This window comes from Halodesulfovibrio marinisediminis DSM 17456 (genome assembly GCF_900129975.1).
Classification (GTDB): domain Bacteria; phylum Desulfobacterota; class Desulfovibrionia; order Desulfovibrionales; family Desulfovibrionaceae; genus Halodesulfovibrio; species Halodesulfovibrio marinisediminis.
The window spans coordinates 188327-214650 of sequence record NZ_FSRG01000005.1 but is presented as its reverse complement, the minus strand read 5'-3'; the positions used below and the strand labels follow the sequence as shown (position 1 = coordinate 214650).

The following is a 26324-nucleotide window of genomic DNA, read 5'->3' as shown; positions in this document are numbered from 1 at the left end:
CATTCTTGTGTAGTCCGAAAAGGAAAAATGCTGCATTGCCTCTTACAATTTTGCAGCTCAGATTTAGCTTATCTGGTGCTCCCCAAGCACTTTTGAGTACGTTGATCCAGTCTCCATGAGGGTCAAAAGCCATCTTCCACCTCAAAGAACACGTCCGACATCTACCACCATACTTTCAACCTCTCCGTCAGTCTCAACATCTATCCTACCTATGTTTTGAAAAACAACATCCGACAGCACACAAGCCATGACAAAAACTCCCTTAATGTTACTGCCCATAGAAAAAGGCACGCTAAAGAATTCTCTTTAACGTGCCCTGCTACATGCCTGCTTCTGCAAACTGAAGAAGAACCGGAGTGAATCACAATTAGCAACTCCCCATTATGCGCAATGTAGTAGAGTACCCTGCTACCGCTCCGGAAAAAACACAGGCAAACCAATCGCCGAGTGCTGTACCTGTATAAAATTATCCTATCCTGTCTGTGAAATCATGGCTGTTAAGCTACTCTGCAAATTGGTATAATAAGCCAGCCGACCATCCAATGCGGAATATTTCCGCCGCAAATCGGACTCCATTTTTGCAAGCCGCTCTTCTTGGTAATAAATGTCGTTTTCCAATTTGGTTGCGTCAGCATCGTAAGTAGTTACAACAGTCGTCAAGGTGCCATTTTCAGCGTTTGTCCATGTACTAATAGCTCCCTGAAGCTGCGGCACCACACCTTCTTTTACACGGATATCTGCAGAATGACTTCCTTCTGAAAGATCTGAAATTTCAACCACCATACCAGCAGCGGCAGTCCCCGCTGCAGCTGTAACTGTATTACCATCGATGGTAGCAGGTTCACCGTTGAACTTTGCGGAAACAATCTCTCCCCCCACAACAATGTATTCAAATCCATAAGCTCCAGGTGTCGTAATACCATCAATGGTGGAGGTTACCTGCACTCCTCTTGTGTCACTAATCCCAGTATTTTCACAACTCAACAACTCAGCAACAGCGTATGGATTTTCTTCAAGAGCATCATCCAGTTCTTCTTCATTAATCAGCAATTGGCCAAATGTGTCAGAGCCTTCATTCGTATCTGTGTACAAACCGATTTGCGACAAAGCATTATATGTATCGTATTCACCGCTGAAACCAACAACTGACATAGATAGCTGACTCTTAAGATCATTGTAGACTACATCCAATGCATAGCTATCAATAGTGTATGCTTCCATTGATTCGCCGGACTCTTCATCTTCAACATACGTAACTACTCGACCGCTCAGAACCTGAATGTCGTAAATAAGCGAGTTAACTTCCTCAACAAATGACTCAATATTCTCTTTAGTTACTTCCGTATCACAGGTAACAGTGAGGTTAACCGGCCCTTCGGTAACGTCTGATAACGTCAACTCTAGCCCCGGAATGACATCATCCACCGTGTTTGAATCACGCTCCATCCACTGGTCAGCACCCGAAGGAAAGCCATCCACCTTTATCTGCGCATTCTGGGCTGTACGTACGTTCTCAAACTCAGTTGTACTGTAGTCACCCAACGTTGTGGTATCAGAAAGAACTATGGCATGATCAGCACCGGTTTCTTTACTGGAAAGCCTGAAATACAAGGTATCACCGTCTGACAACAAATCTGCGCTGACTAAATCACGCGCCACGGGGTCACTGTTAATCATATCAACCAACTGCTGAGCAGTAGTATTTGCAGGCACTTCAATGGAAATTTCTTCACCATCACACTCAAACGCAAACACCGCATCAACAGTTGTCACAACGTCTGTCGGCTCAGAATAAGAAACACCTGTATTCACCCAGACATCATTTTGTGCCAGTTGATTAACCTCTACAGTATGGCTTCCCTCCTGAATATCTCCTGTAACCTTCCCTGACACCCCATCTTTAGACGACGTAACTGCCATTTCCAGAAACTCGCTCATGGAGTTCATATCGTCCAAGGTGTTACTCAGTTCCCCCATTGAGGTGATAAGCTCATCCAGCAGCGAAGCACATGCCTCTGTCTCTGCAAGCTTGGCTTCATAGTTTTTCTTTGTGTAACTTTCCGCCTCAAGCTGAGCATCAATAATCTCGTTAAAGTCTGTTCCGTTACCAAGACCGGTAAAGTTAACAGCTCCAGAAGACGTTGCTGGCTGATAGGCCATAACATCGGAAGATACAGAAGAAATATACGACATGATGTAACCCTATAAGTAACTTAACAGGTTAAGCTTAAACACATTAGAGGTTGTGGAAAGCACAGCCTGATACACATATTCCGCCTGAGCCATTTCAACAGACAACTGGGTAGCGTCTGCATCTTCCACGGAGCTAATCTGAGAAATACTGCGATCTTTAGTAATAGAAATAGCAATCGCTGTGTTCTGGGCAGTATTCTGCCTCGCACCGATACTGGCCGCGCGTTGCAACAACTGCTCGTAAGCATCGTTAATCGTTTCGATACAAGAAGCGACCCCTTCTGAATTTCCTGTCTCCATGTAGACAAGCAGATCACCCATTGCTTCAAACAAATTCGGTTCCGGATACGGTTCCCCCGTTGCCGGATCTATGCCGCCGAAAATTGATGAACCATTGGACGTAACATCAAGGGTTGTATCTTCCCCGATAGCAAGAGTTAACTCTTCATCACTGCCAGCATATTCATAGGCAGTTCTGATGTAGAAATTGGTTCCTTCTCCACTGCCGTCCTCTCCAGTTACGGTTGTTCCGGCCGCCAGTGTTATTGAAGCCTCTCCAGTTACAATCGCTGTTTCTCCAGCAAGCAACGTTGCTGTTACCCATGTATCACCACCATCTGTAGAGTACCGATACTCAAGGTCTTCCGTTCCACCGATGGTTCCGGATTCCGTCATCTGAATATAGACAGTCTGAGATGGATCCCCCTGTACGGAAACAATATCCGTATGAGTCATTGAAGGATCATCGATAGTTACACCCACAGTTTTTTCATACGCACTATTTTCAATATCATTTCCAGAGAACAGATACACTTCACCAAGCTTTGTGTTGCTGACCTGATAGATGGAATCCATGTTCTGGCGCAATTCCAACGCCATGCTTTCCATCTGCTCTTTTGTATATGTTTCCGTAGCGGCCTGCTCAGCAAGCTCGCTAACATTCATCAAAAGCTCACTACTCTGCTGCAATGCCCCGTCTGCTGTTGAAAGATAGTTCCCGCCGAGCGTGCAGTTCTCCTCATACGTAAGCAACGTTGCAGAATAGGCACGCAACTGCATACTTAGAGCAGCACCGGAGGGATCATCCGAAGGCGCATTCAGTTTTTTCTGCGTACTGGTCATCATCTGCAATTCCATCACATTATTCAGTGACTTGTTAATTTGCTGCAATGAGGCGGTATAAATTTGGGATGTTGCGATTCTCATGACGACCTCCTAGAGCATGTCCAACACTTCATCGAGCATGTCACGTGCTGTAGTAATAACCTTCACACATGCTTCATACTGCTGCTGGTATTTAATAAGGTTGACCTGTTCCTCATCAACGTTCACGCCGCTGGAAGAAAGCTGGTAGTCGTAGTAATACTCATTGGAACCCTGTGCATATACCTGATTCTGTTCTGCAAGCATCACATCTGCACCTACGTCCGACACAATCATACTGGAAAAACTTGAAAGCGAATCCGTGTAGGTCACGGTGCCAACGGTAATAGACACATCCTGCTCCGCAAGCGCCGCAAGCTGAAAAGCAATGCTGTTATCACCGCTGACTACAGAGCCATCTTCATTTACGCTGCCAGCATTAATATGCTGTGGGTTGTTGGCAACGTACCCGTTTACAGCAATGGCATCGGCAGAGGTACCTGTAAAAAAGGTATTCAGCCCCACCCCTGCCATCAGGTTGGCATCATCTTGCGCTACTTCAAACGACAAGCCCGAGCCGGACGCCAGTTCAAGCGTGCCTTCCGCAGTTACTGTTGCTGTAAGGTCTCCGCCAGATGCGGTATTAATCTTTGTTGCAATGTCATCAAGGGAATCTGTGACCGGATCAACATCAATGGACACAGTAGAAGCAACTGAACCGTCATCATTATATAAGACATACTCAACGGTTCCTGCCTCAAGCCTATCTGCAAAGTACAACCCGCTTTCCGAAAGCGGCACAGTGGCGTCTTTCACATCATAGGAACCAGAAAGGCTTGTATGATGTTCCAGCCCTGCTCCTTTGGAATGCAACACATTTGTTTCCCAGATCAGTGCCTCGGCCAACCCATCCATGGCATCCATAGTAGGCTTTATGGAATCATCACGGGTAATGAATAAACCTGCGATGGAACCGGAAGTTGCCTTATCCTGAGCCAGCACACCCTGATCATCTGTCATCGGGGTCAGATTCAAATATGAGCCGTCCCCTTTTTCCAGATACAGACCGGACTTAGGAGTTATGATGTATCTATCGCCAGTGGCATGAGTTCCTGAGTTTGTTGAAAACCAGATATCTACTCCGGCAACATTCTCAGGATCGTCCGCGTCGCCTGCTTCATAGACCACAGGGTTACCGCTTTCGTCAGTAATCCATGTTTTCCCACCATCAAGCGATGCATAGTAATGGGTGTCATCAATGAATTCGATCATAATCTCTTCACTGGAATCACCCTTAAATTCTACGCCACCGTCATACGTAGAGGACGGCATCAAGGATTCACGAGACTGCGCAGGCTGGTGGGAAAGATGATGTGTTTCCTGCCCTTCAACCAGAGCATACCGGCCTTCAGCCAGTACGGTAACTGTTCCGTCCGTCTGATACTCAACAGTAATATTCGTATAGGTAGAAAGTTCACGAATGGCCTGATCTCGTGCATCAACTGCCTGATTATCTGAAGGGTTGGCTGCTACCTGCGCATTCAGTGCTGCAATCTCATCAATAAGAACATTTGCTTCTGAAACCTGAGCAGAAATTTCCTGATCAATGGACTGGTAGATCTTTTCCATCTGCGCGTAGGTATCATTATAAGTAGTCGCGATACCTTGAGCAGTACTGAACACTTCTTCCCATGCCCCCGGTTGGGTCGGGTCAGCAGCAAGAGTATTCCACGCGCTAAAAAATCCACTCAGTGCAGCGTTCAAACCAGTTGTGTCAGACTGTCCGAGAGTACTTTCCAATTGCATCTGGTAACTAAGCTGCTGGTTGTACTTTGCAGCTTCAGAAGATGTTGCCAAATACTGCTGCTCCACAAAGTAGTTCATGGATGCCTCTATACCGGCAATCTGTGCGCCAGTGCCAACTGTCAGCCCATGAGTCTGAATGGAACTTGAAGTCTGATAAATTGGAGTCTGCTTCTTATACCCCGCCACATCTGCATTAGCGATGTTGTTCGTGGTTACATTAACGCTGGCCTGCGAGTTGACCATGCCGTTCAGACCGGTGTTGTAGATAGCATTAATCATGCGTCCTCCTCATGAACAGGAACTAGTTCCGCTTCAGATTAATAGCTGTCTGCAACAGAGTATCCGCGGTTGTAATAACCTTACTGTTTGCCTGATACGCAGATTGCAGGATAATCAGGTTAGTCATTTCCTGCGCCATATCCACGTTGGAAATTTCCAACGTATTAGAAAGGATACCTCCCATACCGCCAACACCCGGAATACCAACAATAGCCTCTCCGGATTCCGCAGTGGCAAGAAACTTGTTACCACCCTGCGCACTTAGTCCATCCTCGTTGGCGAAATCGGCTATCCCGAGATTGTACAACTGGATAGTCTGACCATTAGAGTACTCACCACTGATAGCACCTGCCTGATCAACAGTGACATTCTGTAACGTACCAGTTGAAAACCCGTCCTGATACAAACCTAATGTTGCAGAACTGGACTCATAACAGGTTGTCGCAGAGTAGTTGATATATGGATCATTGAAGCCCGGCAGATCAGTATAATCAACGTCTGCGCCACTGTTCTGCAAATCCGCAAGCGTTACTGCCCCGTCACTATCGTTATCCACCGCACCAGCCCAGCCGTTTCCTGTATCATGGTCTTTGTTCACCATTCCGAAATTCATAGAAATCTTCTGATTCTCGTCACTGCCTGAGAAGTTAGCCTCTAAAAGCGGAACACCGGCATCATCAAATTCTGCAAGCGTCCAGTTAGACGGGTCCTTACCATCGAAAGCCCCACCAGTAGATGCCACCGGAGTGTACGCAGTCATGGAAGACATGGCTCCTGAAGGAGAAAACGTGATTGTACCTGCCATAAGAAGACCGGCAGCTTCAGTTCCTTCAAAACCTTCTCGCATATCCTCACCGGGATTACTGGCTACGGTGTATTCCCATACAGTATTCCCATCCGCATCCACAGAAACAGGGTCCATATATACGGTCAGCTCATGTGTTCCACCTGCTTCGTCATACACGGTAATTGTGGACTGATATTCATACCGGCTCTGATCAAGTGGCGGAGACGCAGTTCCGTCATACATGTCAAAAAGTGCAGTGTAAGCGCAGCTGGTAGTATCATCTGTCGGGTCACCCGGAGTTCCATTATCATCAACTGTCGCTGTGCTGTTATCCTCTGCGGAAGCATTGAGGTTGAGAGACATCTGGATACTATTTGTAGCCTTCGGCGGAGACTGCGAGTCATCAATCTTGATATCACCAATCGCACCGGTAGGGCTGCCGTTCTCCATCTCCCAGCCCTGCACACGGTTACCTTCAGGATCTACAAGGTAGCCTTCTTCATCAAAATCAAAGTTACCGGCACGGGTGTAGTACACAGCCCCGTTATTCGGATCCTTCACCATAAAGTACCCGTCTCCGGTTATGGCAAGGTCTGTATTGGAACCTGTTGACTGGTATGACCCCTGTGAAAAATCAGTGTCGATATTTGCTACAGAAACACCATTACCAGTCTGTCCTGCGTTTACTGTTTCGTAGAAAACATCTTGAAAGATAACACTGGAACTTTTGAAACCTACAGTGCTGGAGTTAGCAAGGTTGTTACTGACAACCAGTGTTGCCTGACTCTGCGCCTGCAACCCGGAAATACCGTTGTACATTGAACCTGTAATACTCATTACGCTTTCTCCTCACCAAGGCTGACTGAAATAATATCCATGTAGTTTACAACTGCACCACTCTTCAGGGTAAACACTGCTCCATCAGTTCCGTTAGAAACAGATACAACTGTATCCTTAATAGTTGTTGCTGCGCCTATATCCTGTCCATTCTCATCCTGTGCACGCACCTTAACTGTATAGGTGCCGTCAGTAGCTGTATCACCGGTCAGTAACGTTCCATCCCAATCCAACTCATGTGAACCAGCAGGCATGGAGCCCCAGTTCTGCATAGAAACGATATTGCCGGATGCATCGTAGATATCGATGATGACAGAATCAGCGTCTCCCTCCAGATACACAGTGACATCAGAAGATTCGCCTTCCGTAAGAACAAGCGTATCTCCTTCAACAGTTACGTCCTGTCCAAGATAGGAAACAGGATCGCCACTGTTGCCCAATGTCTCCTCCAAATCCGCAAGCTGATCGCCTAAGTTCTGCAGTTCATCCAACTGCGCAAACATGCAGGTTTGCTCTGTCAGCTTGTCGGTATCCATAGGCTCAGTCGGGTCCTGATATTGAAGCTCGGTTGCGAGCAGCAACATAAAGTCGGTTTCGGTAAGCGAGCTGCTGCTGTTACTTTGAACTGCCATAGTCGTAATATCTTGGCTGGAGTTGACACTGCTAATGGTCATGTTTTCCCCCGTAGGAGTCATATTTAGTGTAGTAATTACGTAAACGTCGTAGCGCCTGATGCTTCATGCATCGGACAGCACTCTCCGATAGTGACAGCACAGTTGAAGCTTCTTTTGTTGAATAGTCTTTTTCAATAGTGAGAATCAAAATCTCCATTTGTCTTTCAGTAAGTAAACTTTTTGGGATGTAGTTTCTTACAGAAAAGAAATGCGTTGTAACGCCTATTGCAAAAGTTTCATCTAATGTTTCCGTTTTGTGTTTTTGTTGTTTTCTTATGTCATCAATAATAGAAGATTCAACTATGACGTAAATCCAAGATGATAACTTTGCTTTTTTACTATCATATCTTTCAAGATAGTTATTTTTGATAATTTTAAGCGCAACGTTTTGATAAATGTCATCTACAACGTTTGCATCTATGCGTGAGTTAAACTTTTTCAACACAGATACAATAGTTCTTTTTATTAATGATGTATGATCAACAAAGAAATCATTATAGACATCTACACTTATTTTATCATGTAAGCATTGTTTCATCTTGAACTCCATAGTCCTAATGGAGCAACACACATGCCCAATAACATTACGATTGTATAAAACTATACTAAAGTTACAGTTAGACTTTATTAGTGAAATGTTGAGAAATAGATAAAGGCGATTAAGGTAGGATAAGATTGCTTAAGCTTTCTTTAGATTCAGGCTTTTTTTTGTGTAATTTTGCCCAAAAAAAAGCGGAAAATTTTGCCCAGTGGAGAGTTTTACAGTGCAGATTTATCAGGCGGTAAATCTTGCCTAACATTCAGAAAAGAAAAACAGCACGATAGAAACAGGACAGTACAGGAAAATTCGCCTTACAGAGTTAGCACTTCACTTTACTTATCGTCACAGACAGCACTGCTTTGGCAATCGCAAGCAATCAAAACCAGAACAGCACACTGTAATGTATTGCTTTTTATCCTTTTCTTGATTTCCCAGATGCTGAACACAGCTCCTCACAGTTTATTGAGGGAGAGTACACGCGATAATACTCCCTAAACACAACACCCTATCGACCATCTTCTCTGATAAAGCAGCATTACGAACAAGAGCAAGACGACATCGCCCCCTATCAATCTGTATGATAAAAACAACAAACAGCATCCTCAAAAGGAACGCGAGAAAGCGTAAACAACACAAAAAAAGCCCCCGATTCCTGCAGATGAATCGGGGGCCTGCGGCAAGCAGAAACTGCCTGCTGCTTCCGAAAACTTTCGGTATTAACCAATCAATTTTAAAGCAGTTTCAGGCAAGGAGTTTGCCTGAGCCAGCATGGAGGTAGCTGCCTGAGAAATTGTCTGGCGTAAGGTGTATTCAGTCATTTCTGTTGCCACATCAACATCTGAAATTCGGGATTCAGCAGCTCCGAGGTTTTCAGCCTGAATCTCAAGGTTGGAAATGGTTGCTTCAAGACGGTTTTCGTACGCACCAAGGTTTGCACGGTTTTTGTCTTTCATTTCAATTGCTTTTCCAATTGCATCGAGAGCGGCCTGTGCACCTTCCTGAGTCGCAATACTTGAACCAGCATACTGCTCTGTTTTTCCAAGCTCTTTTTCGAACGCAGCGACTTCATCATCAGGAATCATGGAAACACTCATAGCAAAGTTTGCAGCAGTACCACCTGCAAGCTCATAACTACCACCGTTGATGTTCACTGCAGCAGCGCCAAGATTTGCGCTTCCATCTGAATTAATAGCAAAACCCTGATCCACTGCATCCTGAGCAATATTCATTACCGAAGAGCCTGCAGGAATTTCAGCAGATTCATCTTCAATGAAGTACTGAGCAGAGCCATCAGACGCAGTTGAGGTCAACAGGTGCTTGTCTTCACCACCGATATTGACGGTAAGATCGCCATTAGCTCCTACAATAACTGGGTACCCTGCTTCAGGCACAGTTGCAGACGTAGATTGGTTGAGGGTAACAGTTCCGTCTGCATCAATGGTTGCGTACATTGCATTGCCATCAACAAGCAGCATACCTGTATCAGCCTGAATTTCAGTGTTAGCAGCACCGCCCACGTTATAAACCAAGTTACCATCTGCATCGAAACTCGTGTTCAGGCTGGCTCCATCAAAGGTAATTGCGGTATCAGCGCCACCCATTGCAGCAGTATGAGCTGTACCGATAGTTACCTCACCACTGGCTACAAGATCATCTATTGCCTGTTGTTCTTCCGCAGAATCAGCAACAACTCTCTCTTTCAACTGAACCTGTGAATACCCCTGAGCAGCAAGTTTTGCAGCATCCATTGTCGGGTCAGTGCCATCAATGTAGATCTCGCCATCGCTGTTCTGGTAGATATCTTTTCCGTCCTGCGTTGTTGCAAAACCGTCTGCATCAATCTTGTAGTCTAAGGAACCACTACCAAGACCCAACGCATCTGCACTTACGTCTTCAATATTAATTGAATATTTGTCTTCGTCTGCGTCGTTTCCGGTTCCGAAATGGATCGTCATGGAACTACCGGTCTGAGGCTGCCCGTCACCATCGATGTATTCCACACCTTCATCGAGGGATCCATCCAATAAATTCGTACCGTTAAAATCTGTTGAATCAGAAATACGGGTAATTTCGTCCGCCATAGACTGGTATTCCTGATCAATAATAGCGCGCTGCTCATCGGTGTAGGTACCGGTAGCAGCCTGCTCTGCTAACTCATTCATTCGAATAAGCTTTTCATCAATAACAGACAGGGCACCATCAGCAGTCTGAATCATAGAAATAGCATCGTTTGCGTTACGAATACCCTGATTCAATGTTGTAACCTGTGCACGCATCATTTCGCGTACAGCAAGACCTGCAGCGTCATCAGCAGCGCTGTTAATACGCATGCCGGAAGAAAGACGCTCTGTAGACTTGGTCAAGTCTGCATAAGCAGTATTAAGGTTGCGAGCTGCGGTATTTGCCATAGAGTTGTTGTTGATGATGAGAGACATAGTAAACCTCCAGGTTTGTAATTCTGCATCCTTGCAATGACTTTTTTGTTTTTTGCTTTACGCTATGCATATAAATACGCGGAGGCTTACGATTTCGTTTATAAAGCAATATATGCTTTTACTGGTTTTTCATGTAAAAAAGCACCGCCTTAACACATTCTTTATACTTACTAAAAAAGCGCAAACAAAAACTCACAAGCCCTTTACAGTTCTTGCGAGATTGTTTGCGCTGCAAATATTTATTTGTATGAAAAACCGCCCCTGATCCCTGGAAAAACCAGGGGCGGTAAGTCATTATAGCGTAAAGCCGAAAAAGTCGGACGGCTTTAAATTACTTATCCAATAAGTTTCAATGCGTTCTGCGGCAGGGAGTTAGCCTGTGCGAGCATTGATGTTGCAGCCTGAGAAATGGTCTGACGTAAGGTGTATTCAGTCATTTCAGTTGCTACGTCCACATCGGAAATACGGGACTCAGCTGCAGAGAGGTTTTCACTCTGAATTTCAAGGTTAGAGATAGTAGCTTCAAGACGATTTTCGTACGCACCAAGGTTTGCACGGTTTTTATCTTTCATCTCAATTGCTTTCTGGATTGCACCAAGAGCAGCCTGAGCACCTTCCTGAGTTGCAATACTGGAGCCTGCATACTCGTCTGTTTTACCAAGTTCTTGTTCAAAACTTGCAATTTCTTCATCTGATGCAGTTGTCACTGTCATTTCGAAACTAGCATCAGCTGCACCGGCACCAGCAGTTGCTGCGGTCAAGCCGTAGCCTGTTGCACCCTTCTGAACTGTTACGGCCCCTAAAGTTGCAACACCATCTGAACCAACTTCAAAGTTCTGCTCTACAGAATCTGCTGCAACATTCATTGCTGAAGCATCAGCAGGAACATCTGAAGATACGCCTGCAATGAAGTACTTAGCAGAACCATCTGCTGCTGTAGAAGTAAGCAGTTTCTGATCTACGCCATCAACATTAACAGTAAGAGAACCGTCTGCGCCCACATCAACGGCAGTACCAGCTTCCGGAATAGTTCCGTCTGCAGAAACTTTAAGGGATACGTTTCCGTCAGCATCTGTGGTTGTGTACACGGCCTTTGCAGTACCACCTGTACCGAAAGTAAGCTCTCCTGCGGCGTTTACAGCAAGATCTGTGGTTGCATCAGCAGTACCGTCAACAGAGTAGGAAAGGTTGCCATCTGCATCGATAGTTCCGTGAATAGAGGAACCGTCAACAGTAATAGCACCAGCGGTACCTGCCGCAGGAATAGTAACCTGACTTTCTAATTCTGCTATCGCCGTATCATCTGCTGTCGGGTCTGCTAAGTCCTTTTTCTGAAGCTGAACCTGAGTATACCCGGCAGGAGCACCTGTTACTGCAGGATCATCACCTTCGATGTACACGTCACCATTTTCATTCTGGTAAATTGCATTACCGTCTTTAGTAGTTACAAGCCCTTCGTCGTTGATCTCATAATCCAGAGAGTCACTACCAACCCCCAATGCACCAGAACTAACATCTTCGATTTCAATGCTGTACTTATCTTCATCAGCATCGTTACCGGTACCGAAGTGAACAGTCAGTGCTGAACCAGTCTGCGTATTTCCGTCTGCGTCCTCGTAGCTGGAACCTTCTTCAAGTGCCCCATTAAGCAGGTTCTGACCGTTAAAGTCAGTTGAGTCGGAAATACGGGTAATCTCATCTGCCATGGTCTGATATTCCTGATCGATAATCGCACGCTGTTCATCAGTATATGTACCGGTTGCAGCCTGCTCCGCAAGCTCATTCATACGAATAAGCTTTTCGTCGATTACAGAAAGAGCACCATCAGCAGTCTGAATCATGGAAATCGCATCGTTTGCGTTACGAACCCCCTGATTCAATGTTGTTACTTGTGCACGCATCATTTCACGTACAGCAAGACCTGCGGCGTCATCAGCTGCGCTGTTAATACGCATACCAGAAGAAAGTCGTTCCGTAGACTCAGTCAACTGTTTGTATGCAGTGTTAAGGTTACGAGCTGCAGTATTCGCCATAGAGTTATTGTTGATGATGAGAGACATAGTAAACCTCCAGGTTTGTAATTTTGCATCCTTGCAATTGTCTTTCGTCAAGAGCGACATGCCCTATGCAAACGAATACGGAGACAGCCCCCTGTTTTGTTTATAAAGCGGAAAATTTTTCCTAGTTAGCGCCTTGATGCAGTCGCAATATTTCTCATAGCCACACTTAACATTTATTAAGTTGATGGAAAAAACATAAACATCGTATGGTTTGTTTATGTTTCCGTTGGAGGTGGTATGAAACGCATTTTGTTTATCGACGACGACTTTGAATTAGGTGAACTGCTTGGTAGCTACCTGAGTGGAGAAGGTTTTTCACTTCAGACAGCACACGATGCACAGACTGGTATTGAAAAGCTAAAAGAAGATAATTTTGACATTGTGTTGCTCGATATCATGCTTCCGGACATGAATGGTTTTGATCTGCTGCAAAAGATCAGAAACGAATACACCATGCCCGTTATCATGCTCACTGGTCGCAGTGACGAGATCGATAAGGTAGTCGGACTGGAGATGGGGGCAGACGATTATGTCGCTAAACCTTGTCCATTGCGAGAACTGGCAGCACGCATCCGTGCAATTTTGCGTCGCACAATGCCAGTTAAAGCAGCGCGACCATCGATTACTGCTACTAAGATTGATCCTGCGCATAAAATCATTATCGGCAACATGTCGCTCACACCGTCCGCCCGCAGTGTGCAAATTGATGATTCTCCTGTGCAGCTTACCAGTGCAGAATACAATGTTCTGGAAATGCTCACTAGCAACGCCGGCATACTCATCACTCGTGAACAGCTCCTTGAAGACGCCCTTGGACGCGATCCCTCACTTGATGACTATGTACTGAACGTTCATATGAGTAATCTGCGCAGAAAACTTAGGCACAGCGCCACCATTAAGACTATCCGTGGCAATGGCTACTTGTTGGCCATACCAGATCATTCTCCACAACAAGCAGTACATATGTAGCATCAGTCCTGCCTGTCCCTCCCCCCTGAACGGGCAGAACACAGCTGTTACTGTTATAAGGCATCCGGTCTTTCCCCCTCCCACACCGGATGCCTCTTATACGTATCTTTCAACTATCGTGAGCACGACCATGTTCCGCTCTTTTTTTGCGCCATTAAACCGCCGTATCATTTTTTTCATTACCTCAATGTGCGCCATTGCCATTTGCACAGTTGTTCTTGTTTCCGCTACCAGCATCATGCTTACCAAAAATTCACGGTCAGCAAGACGCCTTGAAGACTGCGCTCGCAGCCTCGCCTTCAGCCTGCATACTCCGTTTAGTGTGGAGCCATCACGTTCTATGCTTCGTAAGGTTGGTGCGGCAAAACCTTGGCCCTTTGTCGAATATCTTGCCATCACCAAGCCAGACGGAACAATAATCGAATCGTCTGGCTCTCTGCAATTTGATATGAACACACTTCTCATCAAACGGAAAATACAAAACTCATCTATACTCGTCGTCTGCGAGCCGATTATTGAAGAAGGTGAGATCAAAGCCTACGTCCTCGTCGGTTCTCCAGAATATTTTCTCGGCAACGGCATGACTATGTTCCTGCTCCTCTCTGCCATTGCAGGAGCAAGTGGAATTCTAGTCAGCTTTTTCATTGCTCAAAAGCTCTACAAACGCATGTTGCAACCCCTATATGACCTCACGGCAGCAGCCAAAGAAATCGGAGAAAGCAAAGACTACACCCTAAGGGTTCCTTACACTCCCAAAGATGAACTCGGTGACCTAGTGACTCAGTTCAATTCAATGCTGGATCAAATCGAAAAACGCGACAGGCTTCTGACCTCACATAAAAAAATGCTGGAACATGCCGTAAAACTTCGCACTGCCGAGCTGGCAAAGAAAAACGCCCAGCTTTTACTCGAAGTAGCTGAGCGTGAAGAAGCAGAAATGATCCGATGCGAAGTGGAACGAATTAACCAGCACGATTTAAAATCGTTGTTGAACCTCGTCATTGGCTATCCAGAACTACTGCTTTCAAAAGGCGACCTCACCTCGCATCAAGAAAAATACATCAAGAAAATTGAAATGGCAGGGTATCGTATCCTTGATATGATCAACAACAACCTCGATATCTTCAAGATGGAACAAGGCATCTACAAGCTGCGTAGAACCTCAGTTGATCTGGTGCAGCTAATCTTTGAAATTCAGGATGACATCACATCCATGCTGACACGACAAAATGTCACTCTTCGCATCACATTCAACAATCACCCTGTCACCTCAAGCAACACGTTTTTTGTTGCTGGAGAATACCGTCTCTTGCAGACGCTTTTCTCCAACCTCATTATCAACGCTGTGGAAGCATCAAACAGTGATGACATTGTTACGGTGGCAATCCAGACAGATGATCAGACCATAAGCATCCATAACAGCACGCTCGTACCGGAAGAAATTCAAGACAAGTTCTTCAACAAATACGTTACGCACGGAAAAGAAGAAGGCACAGGACTTGGCACCTATTCCGCTAAGCTCATTGCCAACGCCCACAAAGCCGACATCACTATGACCAGTACCAAAACCCGTGGTACACTGTTAACCGTTGAGTTTTCGGAGCAGCTGACAGCTGCAGCCAGTGCCAATCTTGAACCGGCAGTGGAACAGATGGTTATGTAGTTTTTTTGGCTCCGACGGGTAGGCTTTGCCTTGCATCCGCAAGGGGACACCGTCCCATTATCCCTGATTAGGACTGACTATTCCTACCGGAAAACAACACCTGTTGGACAAATGAAGATCAATTACAAGATAGTGTCATTGGGATTAAAAAAAGCTCCTGCACAGTTAGTGTAGGAGCTTTTATTTTGTACGTAGATTATGAGCAACAGAAGAGGCACTACAAAAGTTTCGCAGAAAATTACTCCCTATGCCGCATAGACCGTACCCTTCATTTTTTCGACTTTGCGGTACAGTGTCGCTCGCGATATACCAAGACGTCGTGCGGATTCAACCATATTATTATTGGTTTCATCCAACGTAGCCTCAATAAGACGATGTTCCATCTCTTTAAGTGTACCGGTAGGAACATGCCGAACATGTTCTTTTACAGGAAGCGCAAAATGCTCTGCATCAAGCACTTCCCCCTCGCATCTATGCAAGGCACGCTGCACTATGTTTTCCAGTTCACGCACGTTACCCGGCCAATGATAAGACATAAGAGCCTGTTGTGCGCTGTGAGAAAATGTTCGTGGAACTCGAGTACCGCGGTTCAAAAAGAGCATAGCCAATTCAAGAATATCCTCACTACCACGCTCGCGTAACGGCGGAATATTAATCGGCAGCACGTTCAGACGATAATATAAGTCTTCACGGAAACGCCCCTGCTCCACAGCCTTGCTCAGATTCACATGAGTACTGGCAATAATTCTGGTGTTGATTTTTACCGGCTTTCGAGCACCGATTCGGTAAACTTCTGCTGTTTGCAGCACACGCAATAATTTAACCTGCATGTGGTGCGGCATATCCCCGATTTCATCAAGAAGAATAGTACCACCGTCTGCCAGCTCAAATTTACCCGGACGTCCGCCCTTTACCGCACCGGTAAATGTACCTTCCACATAGCCAAACAACTCACTCTCAAGCAGTTCTGCCGGAATCGCCCCACAGTTGATAGGAACGAACGGATAATGACTTCGAGCTCCATGGTTATGTATAGCCTGTGCAAAAAGCTCCTTACCAGTCCCGGTTTCCCCTTGAAGTAAAACTGTAACCGTAGAATCCGCTGCCTTTTGGGCAATATCCATAGCTTCAAGAAATCTTTCAGAGCGCCCAACAAGCATTGGGAATGTATAGTGTGCTTTTGCCCCTGCGATATTCTCTGCAAGTTTTTGAATCTCACTCATCTCGTTAAAAACAATCACTGCCCCGAGCAAATCATTCGTTTCAGACAATACAGCCTGCGCAGTATAAAGAATAGGTACGGTGCCGCGTTCGCCCCTGACCCAACATTCCTTGTTCTCCCATCGACGTGATGAATTCTGAAGCTGATCAATATCCAGTAAAAGCCCTTGCAACTCGGAAATATGTTTCCCTTCCAAATTATCCGATTTCAGAGTTCGTGCGCCCTTCCCATTGATTTTCCATATGTTGCCTTCAGAATTCAGAATAAGCAGTCCCGTACTTGCAGACTCAATCACTTTATCAAAGAAGCCAATATGTAGCGCTAGCGCCTTGTTCCTGCGGGTAACACGTAGCTGTCTTTCTGCAGCACGGGCAGCAGTAGTAACCATATATAGCGTATGCGGATGGGTGTATTCCCTTGCACCGGAGACCACAAGAATACCGAGTAATTCTCCACCTTCCCCAAAAATAGGGGCTGAAGAACTCGTAAGATGATGTGCTAAATTGCAATAATGGTCACCCCCCGTCAGTTGAATGGGGATATGGTGCTTATGGCACATGCTGATTGCGGTTGTGCCCACATCTTTTTCTGTCCACCGGAATCCCGGCGCACAGTTTCTCTGTCGGTATTGTTTTTTCAAAAGCTCTGAGCCGGTAATGTGCAGAATGTAACCATCAGCATCAATTGCAGCGATCAAAAATTCATCCGGTGAAAGTAAATCAAAAAATTCAGCAAAATGTGGCAGCACTACCTGCAACAGTTCGTCATTATCCGCGCGACGAGCTTCCAGCGCAGCAGCAGAAAGACACTCTTGCTGTCTATTACGGCTCCGAAAATCTATACCGAACTGCCTGGAGCGTGCATGCGACTCATCTATCAATTTCTTCATTGTTGAAGAATCAACAACGTGTCCTTTTTTCATCATCCCACGCCCTCTTTTAATCATAAAATGTAACCAGTTTCTCTTTACTACCCACTAAAAAAACTAACAAAAATAATCAAAATGTCTCAAAATGCGACATGTCTCAAAATAGTACACGCTCACCAAAGCACTAACTATAAAGACTTTTTTTATTCCGTTCATTCTTGCACCGTCATAGTGCCTCATTTTGAGACACCAATCACGCTTCTTCTGCTACCACTTATTCTTACACAAAGCTAACCTATCGAAAAAACTTCCCTTGTTGATTGTTTACACAATCTTGTCGAAATCAAGCTTAAACATTGAACTTTCCCAAACAGAACAAAAAAGAACAAATCTGTAATTTCTATATACCATCAGTTCGGCATCAAAAACGGAACATGCGTTGCATATAGCCACATCATCACAATACACCTACTAACTCACATAACCATAGAAGGAGAAGAGTATGGAGAAGCAATTTCGGTATGGCCTTACAATACTGTTAAGCTCTGTAGCTATCTTACAGTTTGTACAGGTCATATGGCGCTACATTCTGCAAGCCCCGCTTATGGGACTGGATGATATACTAATCTATCCTACTCTATGGCTGTACTTGCTCGGTAGCGTTAACGCATCCCGTGAAGACACACAGATTAAAGCGAATGTTTTGGATGTATTTTTAAAAACCGATCGCTCTCGACTCATTGTTCGCATCATAGCAGACGTTATGACCGTAATCGTATCTGCATGGCTCACCAGCTGGGCATGGGGCTACTTCCGCTACGCGTTCCGTGTATGGAAAGAAACTCCAACCATTTATCTCCCTACTTTCTATGCAGAATGTTCCCTCTTCATCGGCCTGCTCTTCATGACACTTTTCGGCCTGTACCACCTTGCTAAGAACATACGACGTTTTACGCTGCTAAGCACCAAACCAGTTACTACAGGCTTGCAGAGCGCAAGCGAAGGGAGCGCATAGCAATGGTTGAAATTTCATTAATGGCAATTGGCTTACTCATTGTAATGTTGAGCTTTGGTGTTCCATTACCATTCTGCTTCGGCGGCGCACTTATGTTTATGCACCTTGTAGGCGGCGCTACCATGAAAGGAACCATGCTCTGGGGTTTCAGCCAGCTGTCCAACCCTGTACTGCTCTGTATTCCGCTCTTCGTATTTGCCGGTGCAATTATGAGTGAAAGCGGCATCGCCAAGAGCCTACTAGACTTTGTAAACATCTTTGTAGGCAGAATCCGCGGCGGCCTTGGTATTGTTGCTTCTTTAAGCTGTGCTATTATCGGCGCTATCTCCGGTAGTGGTCTGACAGGCGTTGCTGCTACAGGTCCGCTTCTCATCCCTGAGATGGCTGCTAAAGGCTACCCTCGAGGCTACGCAACAGCATTGGTTGCAAACTCCTCTATTCTTGGCCTGCTCATTCCACCAAGCGTTACTATGATCATTTACGGCTGGGTAACAGACACATCTATTCTTGCCTGTTTCCTCGCAACAGTAGGTCCTGGTCTGCTTATCACCTTCCTGTTCGGTATTGTTAACCTCGTTATGTGCCGCAAATTCCCTCTTGTAATTGATGAACCAAAACCAATTGCAGAAACAGTCCGCGCAGCATCAGCTGCAACGTTGCTTGCAATCCCTGCGTTGATCATGCCTATTATCATCCTTGGTGGTATTTACGGCGGCATCATGACTCCGACAGAAGCTGCTGCTGTAGCCGTAGTTTACGCATTCCCTGTTGGCTTCCTTGTATACAAGGGCCTCACTTGGAAAAAATTTCTCATCGCTTCAAAAGAAGCTGCCACCGCAATCGGTGCAATCATGGTTATGATTGTATTCAGCCTCATGCTCAGCCAGATGTTTGTTATGGAAGAAATTCCACAGGCTCTCGTTGAAGGCATCTTCACCATCACCACCGATAAGACACTGCTTCTTATTCTCGTTAACCTTCTGCTCTTCTTCATCGGTATGATCGTTAACGATATTACTGCCATTATTCTTACTGCGCCTCTGTTGCTCCCACTAATGCAAGCTATTGGCGTAAGTCCTATTCACTTTGCTGCAATCATCGGCGTAAACACTGCTATGGGTGGCGTTACTCCACCGTATGCAAGTATCCTCTACCTTGGCATTCGTATCGGGGAAGTTGAGTTTGTCGATGTAATTAAACCCGCAATGACTCTTATTTTATTCGGGTATGTTCCGGTTGTTTTTCTCACGTCCTTCTGGCCACAACTGGCTCTCTTTTTACCTAGCCTGATTGGCTACTAACACTTTGTAAGGAGTAAGGGATATGCAAAAAAAATTCTCAGTCGTTATCGTAATGATGCTTGTCTGTATTCTCGCTGCGGGCACTGCTCAAGCTCGTAAGTGGAAAATTTCCCACGTGCGTCCACAGAACACAGCTATCGATACAGACCTCAATCAGTTTGCCGCTGAACTGAAAGAAATCAGTAAAGGTGACATGCAGGCTAAAATTTACGCTGCTAACTCACTTGGTGACTACACCGTTGTTCAGGAACGCGTAGGTCTCGGCGCTATTGATATGGCATGTCAGCCAGTTGCTGTTGCAGCTGATAAACGCATGCAGATCGCAAACTTCCCATACATGATGACCACATGGGCACAGGCAGAGAAAAACTTCGCTGCTGGCGCACCACTGCGTAAGACCATTGAAGGTCTCTACACAAATCAAGGCATCAAACTTCTTGCAACATGGCCTGCATACTTCGGCGGAGTTGCACTTAATAAAGAGCCTAAAAACCCGACCGACCCTAATGCTGCAAAAGGATTAAAAATCCGCGTTGTTCCAAGTAAGTCATTCAAACTTATGGCAGACAACATTGGTTTTATCGGCACACCAATTCCTTTCTCTGAAGCATTCACCGCTGTACAGACAGGCGTTGTTGACGGTGTTGTTGGCTCCGGCGCAGAGGGCTATTACGCTTCTTTCCGCGACGTAACCAAGTTCTACCTCCCGCTCAATACTCACTTTGAGATGTGGTACCTCATCATGAACGACGAACTCTACAACGACCTCGATGATTCTCAGAAAGCACTCGTGGATAAAGCAGCTGCAGACTTTGAACAGCGTCGCTGGGCACGTGCTGAATCCGATCAGGCAGCAAACGAAAAACGTCTTGCTGACTACGGTGCAAAGATCATCCCTGTTTCCAATGAAGCTATTGAAGCTCACGCTGCAAAAGTACGTGAAAACGTATGGCCAGTTATTCTTTCTGACGTTGGCGAAGACTGGGGACGCAAGGTTCTTTCAAACATTATTCAGTAACGGCAACTGCTGAATAAGTAATACACTCGGAAACCAGCCTACCAGTCCCGGGGGCATAACGCCCCCGGGCCAAAAAACACACCTTTACAGTGCCAGCAGCACCATCTGCTCCACTGGCACCTTATTCATCTTTGTCACACTGCTGTATGTAGTTGCATTACGTTGGAGGATTTCAGTGAAAACAGCTGATATCATAGTTATTGGCGGAGGTATTACAGGCTCTGCCACTGCGCTTGGCTTAGTAAAAGAAAACGCAGGCAAAGTTTTGATGTTCGACAGTCAGCTGCCCACGCAGCGACTTTCCCGTGCAAACTTCGGGCTCACATGGTTTATGTGTAAGGGCGGTGGCAGCTCGACATATGCAAAATGGTGCCGCACTGCTTGTAAACAATGGCCTGAGTATGCAGCAGAGCTGGAAGATGAAACTAAGATTAATCTTGAATTAGAATGGACTGGCGGCGCGTTGCACGCATTTGGTGAAGAACAGCTGAAGGCACATGCGGCAAGCGTTGAAAAGCTTACCGGCGTCTGCGGCGAAGCAGGTCTCGACTACCCAGTATCTGTTCTCGACCGCCAACAATTTTCTGAACTCGTGCCGAAGCTGCAGCTCGGTGAAGATGTTTCCGGTGCCATGTACACCTCTCAGCAGGGTCATGTTAACCCACTGAAACTTCTCGGCGCAATGCGTAAAGCTTTCCAACAGCGCGGTGGTGAGTTTATCGGTAACCAGAACATTCTAGAAATTATCCCTAACGGCAACAGCGTTACCGTGAAAACCAAAGACGAAGAATACAGCTGTAACAAGCTTGTTGTTGCTGCCGGACACGGTTGCGAGCGTCTTCTCTTCCCTCTTGGCTACAAACTTAATGTCTACCCGCAGCGTGGTCAGCTGATGGTAACAGAACGTTGCGAGCGCAAGCTCCCGTTCCCGTTGCTTGCAGTGCGTCAGACTCAGGACGGCACCTACATGATCGGCCTTTCCACCGAAGATGTTGCACACGATATCCGCACTACCCCACAGGCAATGCAGCAACAGGCTCAGAACGCAATCCGTATTTTCCCTGAACTCGCTTCAGTTAACTGGGTTCGAGCTTGGGGGGCAACCCGCGTGATGACTCCGGACGGTGCGCCGATTTATGACTCGCTTCCAACTCATCCGAATATTTATGTCATGGCACTTCATAGCTCTGTGTCGCTTAATCCAATGCATACTTCCGTCGTAGCACCTTGGATTCTTGATGGCCGTAACTCAGAACTTATTTCTCCTTTCAGCAATGGACGTTTCAATGTTTAAAATCGATCCTTCACAAGCTCAGCAGACAGTAACTGTTCTGCTCGATGGTAAACATAAAGCTCTTCCTGCAGGAATGAGTGTAGCAGCAGCTCTTTTAAGTTGTGGAGAAATCATCTCCCGTGTTTCCCCTTCATCAAAAAAGCCGTGCAGCCCGCACTGCCTGATGGGTGTCTGCTATGAATGCCTCATGGAAATCGATGGCAGCAAAAAGCAGGCGTGCATGACAGAAGTTGCAGAAGGAATGGTAATTAACCGTAACTTCACGCAAGAGGAGGACAACTAATGAGTCATTATGATGTTGTTGTGATCGGCGCAGGTCCTGCCGGTCTCTCCTGCGGAGCAACACTTGCCGAAATGGGCCTTGATACCCTTGTTCTTGATGAGCAGATTCATCTCGGCGGACAGATTTACCGCAACGTGGAATCCACCTCAGCGGCCCAGCTGGAGTTCTTCGGGGAAGATTACGCCCAAGGTCGTGCCATCGTGCAGCGTTTCAGAAAAAGTAACGCAAAGTACCAAGGCGGCGCCATGGTATGGCAAGTCGAAGGCGACGGCACTGTTTGCTACAGTTGTGACGGAGTCTCAAAACAGATCTCCTCTAACTATGTAGTTATTGCAACAGGTGCTATGGAGCGCCCTGTTCCTCTCAAGGGTTGGACACTTCCGGGTGTTCTTGGTGCCGGTGCAGCAAACAACCTTGCCAAAGAAGCAGGACTTTCCCCTAACGGAAAAGTAGTCCTCTGCGGCAGCGGTCCTCTGTTACTGCTTGAAGCCTCCTTGCTGATCAAAAAGGGCGTTCAGATTGAAGCTATTCTGGATACTACTCCTCTTATTCCTTCTTTCTCAACAATCAAGCATCTTCCGCGTGCACTGCTTAGAACAGATTTCTTGCTCAAGGGCCTTAAGATCCTCTGGGATATTAACAAGTCCAAAGTTCGCTACTTGCGTGGAGTATCCGACCTTAAAATGCTTGGCCAGGACAAAGTTGAGCAGGTTGAATGCACTCACAAAGGGGAAAAAGTCACCATCCCTACTGATGTAGCTCTGCTGCATTTCGGTGTTATTCCAAACACCCACGTGATGCGTCAGGTTGGCTGCGAAATGCGCTGGGACACAGAGCTTCGTTACTGGCACCCTGTTTGTGACCAGTGGGGACGTACAAACCACGACAGAGTATTCGTAGCCGGTGACGGCGGCTATGTTTCCGGCGCTGTTGCTGCTGGTTTGAAAGGTGACCTCGCAGGATTAGAGATTGCCCATAGCCTTGGCATTCTTTCCGCTAGCACCCGTGATGAAATGGCAAAGCCAATTTCTGCAAAAATCACAAAAGACAAGCATCCTAGACCATTCATCGATGCAATGTATGCACCACGTGCAGGTCAGTATGGATTCGAAAACGAAACAGTTGTCTGCCGTTGTGAAAACGTAACTGTTGGTGAAATCCGTGAAGTCATCAGTCAGGGTGCTCATGATCCTAACGAGATCAAAATAATCACCCGCGCCGGCATGGGACCATGTCAGGGAAGAATGTGCGGAGCAGCAATCAACGAACTTCTTGCGGAAGAGCTGGAATCCACACCGGACGAAGTTGGCTATTTAACCATTCGTCCTCCTTTAAAAGGTGTACCGCTTAGCGAAATTGCCGCAATGAGCTTTTCTGAAGCTTCAGGCCCTGCAGATTTATTTAAGAACCAAAAGTAGAGAGAAATTATGTCTGAAATTACTCGCGTTACCCCAGGCGTCCGTATGAGCAAAGCAACCATTTTTAACGGCGTAGCTTACCTGTGCGGACAGGTTCCAGACAATTCTGATTGTGGCATCAAAGATCAGGCACGCAACATGCTTGAAAAAGTTGATGCTCTCTTGAAAGAAGTAGGCAGCGACAGAAATCACGTTCTTTCAGTGATTGTATACCTTAGAGACATGAAAGACTTTGCCGGTTTCAACTCCGTATGGGACACATGGTTTGAAGAAGGCCATGCACCAGCACGTGCATGTGTTGAAACCCGACTCGCAAGACCGGAACTTCTTTGCGAAGTTTCTGTAACCGCAGCAGTGATCGCTAAGTAACCACCACCTACTTAGACTCCTCATACAAGAGCAATCCACTTCTGCCCAACTAAAAAGCAGTGTATTCCCGCCGTTAATGCCACAACGGGAATACACTGCTTTTTTCTATTAGGTTGCTGCCATGAAAAGACTCTCTAAAAAGGTCAGAATTTCTATGGCATACAACAAAACACACATTGACTGTTCACCCAAGCAATAGTACCCCCTTGCCCCGCCAGCGTGTCACTACACAAAAAGAAACAACCACCTGTGACTTTTCGGTAAAAGCATCAACCGATACTAAAAAAGAGGGGAAAGGGGGAACAATGGTTAGTAAACTTTCACATACAGCTTTAATCTGCCTAATAACCTACACAATACTTTCCATTAGTGCACATTCAGCGCCTGATAGTGCTTTGGAGCCAGCTTATTGGCCTATTTCAGGTTGGTTTCTTGCCTGCTTTATCAGGTTTGGAATAGGCATCTTCCCATTTTTATTAGGCACTGTGCTTGTTGCCCTAAGCTTATCTACACCCTATTTAACATTTTCTGGAGCTCTTGTTGAACTTTTCTATTACTATATCGCTTCTGTTGTCATTAAGACAAAATCTGATTCTTCTATCTCCAGTAAGCATATTATTTTTTATACATTAATTGCAATAAGTACTGGAATTGGAGCATCTGCTATTCCAGTTTTTTTTCAAAACATAATTTTTGATTTTTCAAATACATCAGTATTCTCTGTTCAAAACTCAATTTTAAAGCTTGCAAGCATTACTTCTGTTACACCAGTCGCTCTGCTGTTATTATATCGTAATAAAATTGTATTCGATAAAATTCGAATTCAGCACATCCTAATACTAGCACTAGAGATACTAATTCTTGTTTTACAAGCTACATTAATTAATACTGATGTTACCAATATTAATTATACTACTCCGCTTTTAATCCCCATTACTCTATGGGCATGCCTAACTCTAAGCTTCAGTCTTGCATGTTGGCTGGTCTTTTTTTCAACACTTATTACATCGATAGGGCTTTTCTTCTTCCAAGCATCGTATGCGTTATCTCTGGACTATATTCTTTTTATCCAGCTACAAACATGCATACGATCATTTTCTATTATTGCTTTTGCTGCATTACGATATGAACGCGATTTAGAAAGCACAAAACTACGTCTTGTTCAAAACGCAACACTAATAAGTCTCGCTAACCTAGCTGAGACAAGAGACAATGAAACTGGGTCACATATCAAACGCACTCAAAAATATGTAAGCTTACTGACATCATATTTAAGTGTTCACACAGAATTGAAAGACCAACTGCCTCCCAAAGCTGTTGAGAGAATATGCCGTTCAGCCCCACTGCACGACATAGGTAAGGTGGGAATTCCCGATTCTATCCTGTTAAAACCTGGCCCCCTTACCTCAGGAGAATTTAACAAAATGAAAGAACACACTATTATTGGGCAAAAAGCTCTTGAAGAAGCGCAGGAAATGTTAGGGCAGGAATCATTTTTAGAAACAGCACAAACTATGGCCCTTACACACCATGAAAAATGGGACGGTACAGGATACCCTCAAGGGCTTCGGGGACAGGACATCCCTATCGAAGGACGAATTATGGCACTTGCTGATGTTTATGATGCCTTGACCTCTCCTAGAGTTTACAAGGCAGCGCTATCTCACTCTGAAGCATCTGAGATCATTATTTCTGAGCGTAATAAACAGTTCGATCCATTAGTTGTTGATGCATTTGAAGCACTAGCACCTGAATTCAGTCGTATCCAAACCATGGATACCAAGTCGCTTAACATGCCAAAACCAACAAAGATTTCTTTTTCAAGACCTCAAAAAGACAGCTTATTACTCATGATGGAGTAGCACCTTGAACGCTAAAAAAAGCATGTATAACCCTATGCATGCTTTTTTATAGTTATTAATAGTAACAGCAGGTTAAGCATCTTAGAATATGCTTAATGCTAACAGTCGATTACAGAGAACATTACTTGCAACCAAAGCAATGCACATCTACTCAAAATGAGATGCTATCTATACAACATGAAATAAAGGTTAAGAAAAAATTTCCCTTACTCACCGTCCAAAATTGTACTTCAAAGTTTGATTATTATTATCTACCATTACATATCAGCACCACTGAATATGAAGTA

17 protein-coding genes and 4 pseudogenes are annotated in these 26324 nt (G+C 45.4%); 10 read left to right on the top strand and 11 right to left on the bottom strand.

The features are described 5' to 3' along the window. Positions 1-471 precede the first annotated feature (471 nt). The 10 genes and pseudogenes from fliD to BUR09_RS17055 all read right to left on the bottom strand — a co-directional run. Complete coding sequence (gene fliD / locus BUR09_RS08935; protein WP_074216604.1) at positions 472-2193, bottom strand: flagellar filament capping protein FliD; 1722 nt, start codon at positions 2191-2193, stop codon at positions 472-474. A gap of 9 nt (positions 2194-2202) precedes the next feature. Beyond that, positions 2203-3399 (bottom strand): flagellin N-terminal helical domain-containing protein, encoded by a 1197-nt coding sequence (locus BUR09_RS08930; protein ID WP_074216603.1) that lies wholly within the window; start codon positions 3397-3399, stop codon positions 2203-2205. 9 nt (positions 3400-3408) lie between these two features. Further along, on the bottom strand, positions 3409-5421 hold the full coding sequence (gene flgK / locus BUR09_RS08925) for a flagellar hook-associated protein FlgK (RefSeq protein ID WP_074216602.1): 2013 nt from the start codon (positions 5419-5421) through the stop codon (positions 3409-3411). Between the two features lie 22 nt (positions 5422-5443). Continuing rightward, positions 5444-7045 (bottom strand): flagellar hook protein FlgE, encoded by a 1602-nt coding sequence (locus tag BUR09_RS08920; protein WP_074216601.1) that lies wholly within the window; start codon positions 7043-7045, stop codon positions 5444-5446. Next, positions 7045-7719: a flagellar hook assembly protein FlgD gene (locus BUR09_RS08915; RefSeq protein WP_074216600.1), complete on the bottom strand. Its 675-nt coding sequence runs from the start codon at positions 7717-7719 to the stop codon at positions 7045-7047. The genes BUR09_RS08920 and BUR09_RS08915 overlap by 1 nt, the downstream gene beginning before the upstream one ends. Further along, a complete protein-coding gene (locus tag BUR09_RS08910) occupies positions 7709-8257 on the bottom strand; it encodes a sigma-70 family RNA polymerase sigma factor (protein ID WP_074216599.1) in 549 nt (182 codons plus the stop codon). The genes BUR09_RS08915 and BUR09_RS08910 overlap by 11 nt, the downstream gene beginning before the upstream one ends. Before the next feature lie 719 nt (positions 8258-8976). Then, positions 8977-9282, bottom strand: a pseudogene (locus BUR09_RS17070) (flagellin); the annotation flags it as partial. 834 nt (positions 9283-10116) lie between these two features. Beyond that, positions 10117-10695 (bottom strand): annotated as a pseudogene (locus BUR09_RS17065) (flagellin N-terminal helical domain-containing protein); the annotation flags it as partial. A gap of 335 nt (positions 10696-11030) precedes the next feature. After that, positions 11031-11336: pseudogene (locus tag BUR09_RS17060) on the bottom strand (flagellin); the annotation flags it as partial. A 1008-nt stretch (positions 11337-12344) separates the two neighbouring features. After that, positions 12345-12755 (bottom strand): annotated as a pseudogene (locus tag BUR09_RS17055) (flagellin N-terminal helical domain-containing protein); the annotation flags it as partial. Between the two features lie 237 nt (positions 12756-12992). Between BUR09_RS17055 and BUR09_RS08895 the strand changes: the two are divergent. Then, entirely contained in the window at positions 12993-13724 is a 732-nt protein-coding gene (locus BUR09_RS08895; protein ID WP_074216596.1) for a response regulator transcription factor, read from the top strand. A gap of 130 nt (positions 13725-13854) precedes the next feature. After that, positions 13855-15387: a sensor histidine kinase gene (locus tag BUR09_RS08890; protein WP_074216595.1), complete on the top strand. Its 1533-nt coding sequence runs from the start codon at positions 13855-13857 to the stop codon at positions 15385-15387. A gap of 245 nt (positions 15388-15632) precedes the next feature. Here BUR09_RS08890 and BUR09_RS08885 read toward each other — a convergent pair whose 3' ends face one another. Beyond that, on the bottom strand, positions 15633-17534 hold the full coding sequence (locus BUR09_RS08885) for a sigma-54-dependent Fis family transcriptional regulator (RefSeq protein WP_245796721.1): 1902 nt from the start codon (positions 17532-17534) through the stop codon (positions 15633-15635). 445 nt (positions 17535-17979) lie between these two features. Between BUR09_RS08885 and BUR09_RS08880 the strand changes: the two genes are divergently transcribed. From BUR09_RS08880 to BUR09_RS08845, 8 genes are all read left to right on the top strand, one after another. Continuing rightward, positions 17980-18492 (top strand): TRAP transporter small permease, encoded by a 513-nt coding sequence (locus tag BUR09_RS08880; protein ID WP_074216594.1) that lies wholly within the window; start codon positions 17980-17982, stop codon positions 18490-18492. 2 nt (positions 18493-18494) lie between these two features. After that, positions 18495-19793, top strand: coding sequence for a TRAP transporter large permease (locus tag BUR09_RS08875; RefSeq protein WP_074216593.1), 1299 nt, complete (start codon positions 18495-18497; stop codon positions 19791-19793). A 22-nt stretch (positions 19794-19815) separates the two neighbouring features. Beyond that, positions 19816-20811 carry a TRAP transporter substrate-binding protein DctP gene (gene dctP / locus BUR09_RS08870; RefSeq protein WP_074216592.1) on the top strand — a complete coding sequence of 332 codons (996 nt, stop codon included), beginning with the start codon at positions 19816-19818 and terminating at the stop codon, positions 20809-20811. 175 nt (positions 20812-20986) lie between these two features. Beyond that, positions 20987-22105: an NAD(P)/FAD-dependent oxidoreductase gene (locus BUR09_RS08865; RefSeq protein ID WP_175566011.1), complete on the top strand. Its 1119-nt coding sequence runs from the start codon at positions 20987-20989 to the stop codon at positions 22103-22105. Continuing rightward, positions 22098-22388, top strand: coding sequence for a (2Fe-2S)-binding protein (locus BUR09_RS08860; RefSeq protein WP_084539405.1), 291 nt, complete (start codon positions 22098-22100; stop codon positions 22386-22388). The genes BUR09_RS08865 and BUR09_RS08860 overlap by 8 nt, the downstream gene beginning before the upstream one ends. After that, complete coding sequence (locus tag BUR09_RS08855; protein ID WP_074216590.1) at positions 22388-23806, top strand: NAD(P)/FAD-dependent oxidoreductase; 1419 nt, start codon at positions 22388-22390, stop codon at positions 23804-23806. Before BUR09_RS08860 ends, BUR09_RS08855 begins: the two co-directional genes overlap by 1 nt. Positions 23807-23815: 9 nt before the next feature. Then, a complete protein-coding gene (locus BUR09_RS08850; protein WP_074216589.1) occupies positions 23816-24175 on the top strand; it encodes a RidA family protein in 360 nt (119 codons plus the stop codon). 305 nt (positions 24176-24480) lie between these two features. Next, positions 24481-26037, top strand: coding sequence for an HD-GYP domain-containing protein (locus BUR09_RS08845; protein ID WP_074216588.1), 1557 nt, complete (start codon positions 24481-24483; stop codon positions 26035-26037). Positions 26038-26324: the final 287 nt, after the last annotated feature.

Coding starts and splice junctions, on each gene's coding strand:
- BUR09_RS08880 (WP_074216594.1), top strand. CDS start 17,980: ATGGAGAAGCAATTTCGGTATGGCCTTACAATACTGTTAAGCTCTGTA.
- dctP (WP_074216592.1), top strand. CDS start 19,816: ATGCAAAAAAAATTCTCAGTCGTTATCGTAATGATGCTTGTCTGTATT.
- BUR09_RS08885 (WP_245796721.1), bottom strand. CDS start 17,534: ATGATGAAAAAAGGACACGTTGTTGATTCTTCAACAATGAAGAAATTG.
- BUR09_RS08920 (WP_074216601.1), bottom strand. CDS start 7,045: ATGAGTATTACAGGTTCAATGTACAACGGTATTTCCGGGTTGCAGGCG.
- flgK (WP_074216602.1), bottom strand. CDS start 5,421: ATGATTAATGCTATCTACAACACCGGTCTGAACGGCATGGTCAACTCG.
- BUR09_RS08850 (WP_074216589.1), top strand. CDS start 23,816: ATGTCTGAAATTACTCGCGTTACCCCAGGCGTCCGTATGAGCAAAGCA.
- BUR09_RS08895 (WP_074216596.1), top strand. CDS start 12,993: ATGAAACGCATTTTGTTTATCGACGACGACTTTGAATTAGGTGAACTG.
- BUR09_RS08910 (WP_074216599.1), bottom strand. CDS start 8,257: ATGAAACAATGCTTACATGATAAAATAAGTGTAGATGTCTATAATGAT.
- fliD (WP_074216604.1), bottom strand. CDS start 2,193: ATGTCGTATATTTCTTCTGTATCTTCCGATGTTATGGCCTATCAGCCA.
- BUR09_RS08930 (WP_074216603.1), bottom strand. CDS start 3,399: ATGAGAATCGCAACATCCCAAATTTATACCGCCTCATTGCAGCAAATT.
- BUR09_RS08915 (WP_074216600.1), bottom strand. CDS start 7,719: ATGACCATTAGCAGTGTCAACTCCAGCCAAGATATTACGACTATGGCA.
- BUR09_RS08875 (WP_074216593.1), top strand. CDS start 18,495: ATGGTTGAAATTTCATTAATGGCAATTGGCTTACTCATTGTAATGTTG.
- BUR09_RS08855 (WP_074216590.1), top strand. CDS start 22,388: ATGAGTCATTATGATGTTGTTGTGATCGGCGCAGGTCCTGCCGGTCTC.
- BUR09_RS08860 (WP_084539405.1), top strand. CDS start 22,098: ATGTTTAAAATCGATCCTTCACAAGCTCAGCAGACAGTAACTGTTCTG.
- BUR09_RS08890 (WP_074216595.1), top strand. CDS start 13,855: ATGTTCCGCTCTTTTTTTGCGCCATTAAACCGCCGTATCATTTTTTTC.
- BUR09_RS08845 (WP_074216588.1), top strand. CDS start 24,481: ATGGTTAGTAAACTTTCACATACAGCTTTAATCTGCCTAATAACCTAC.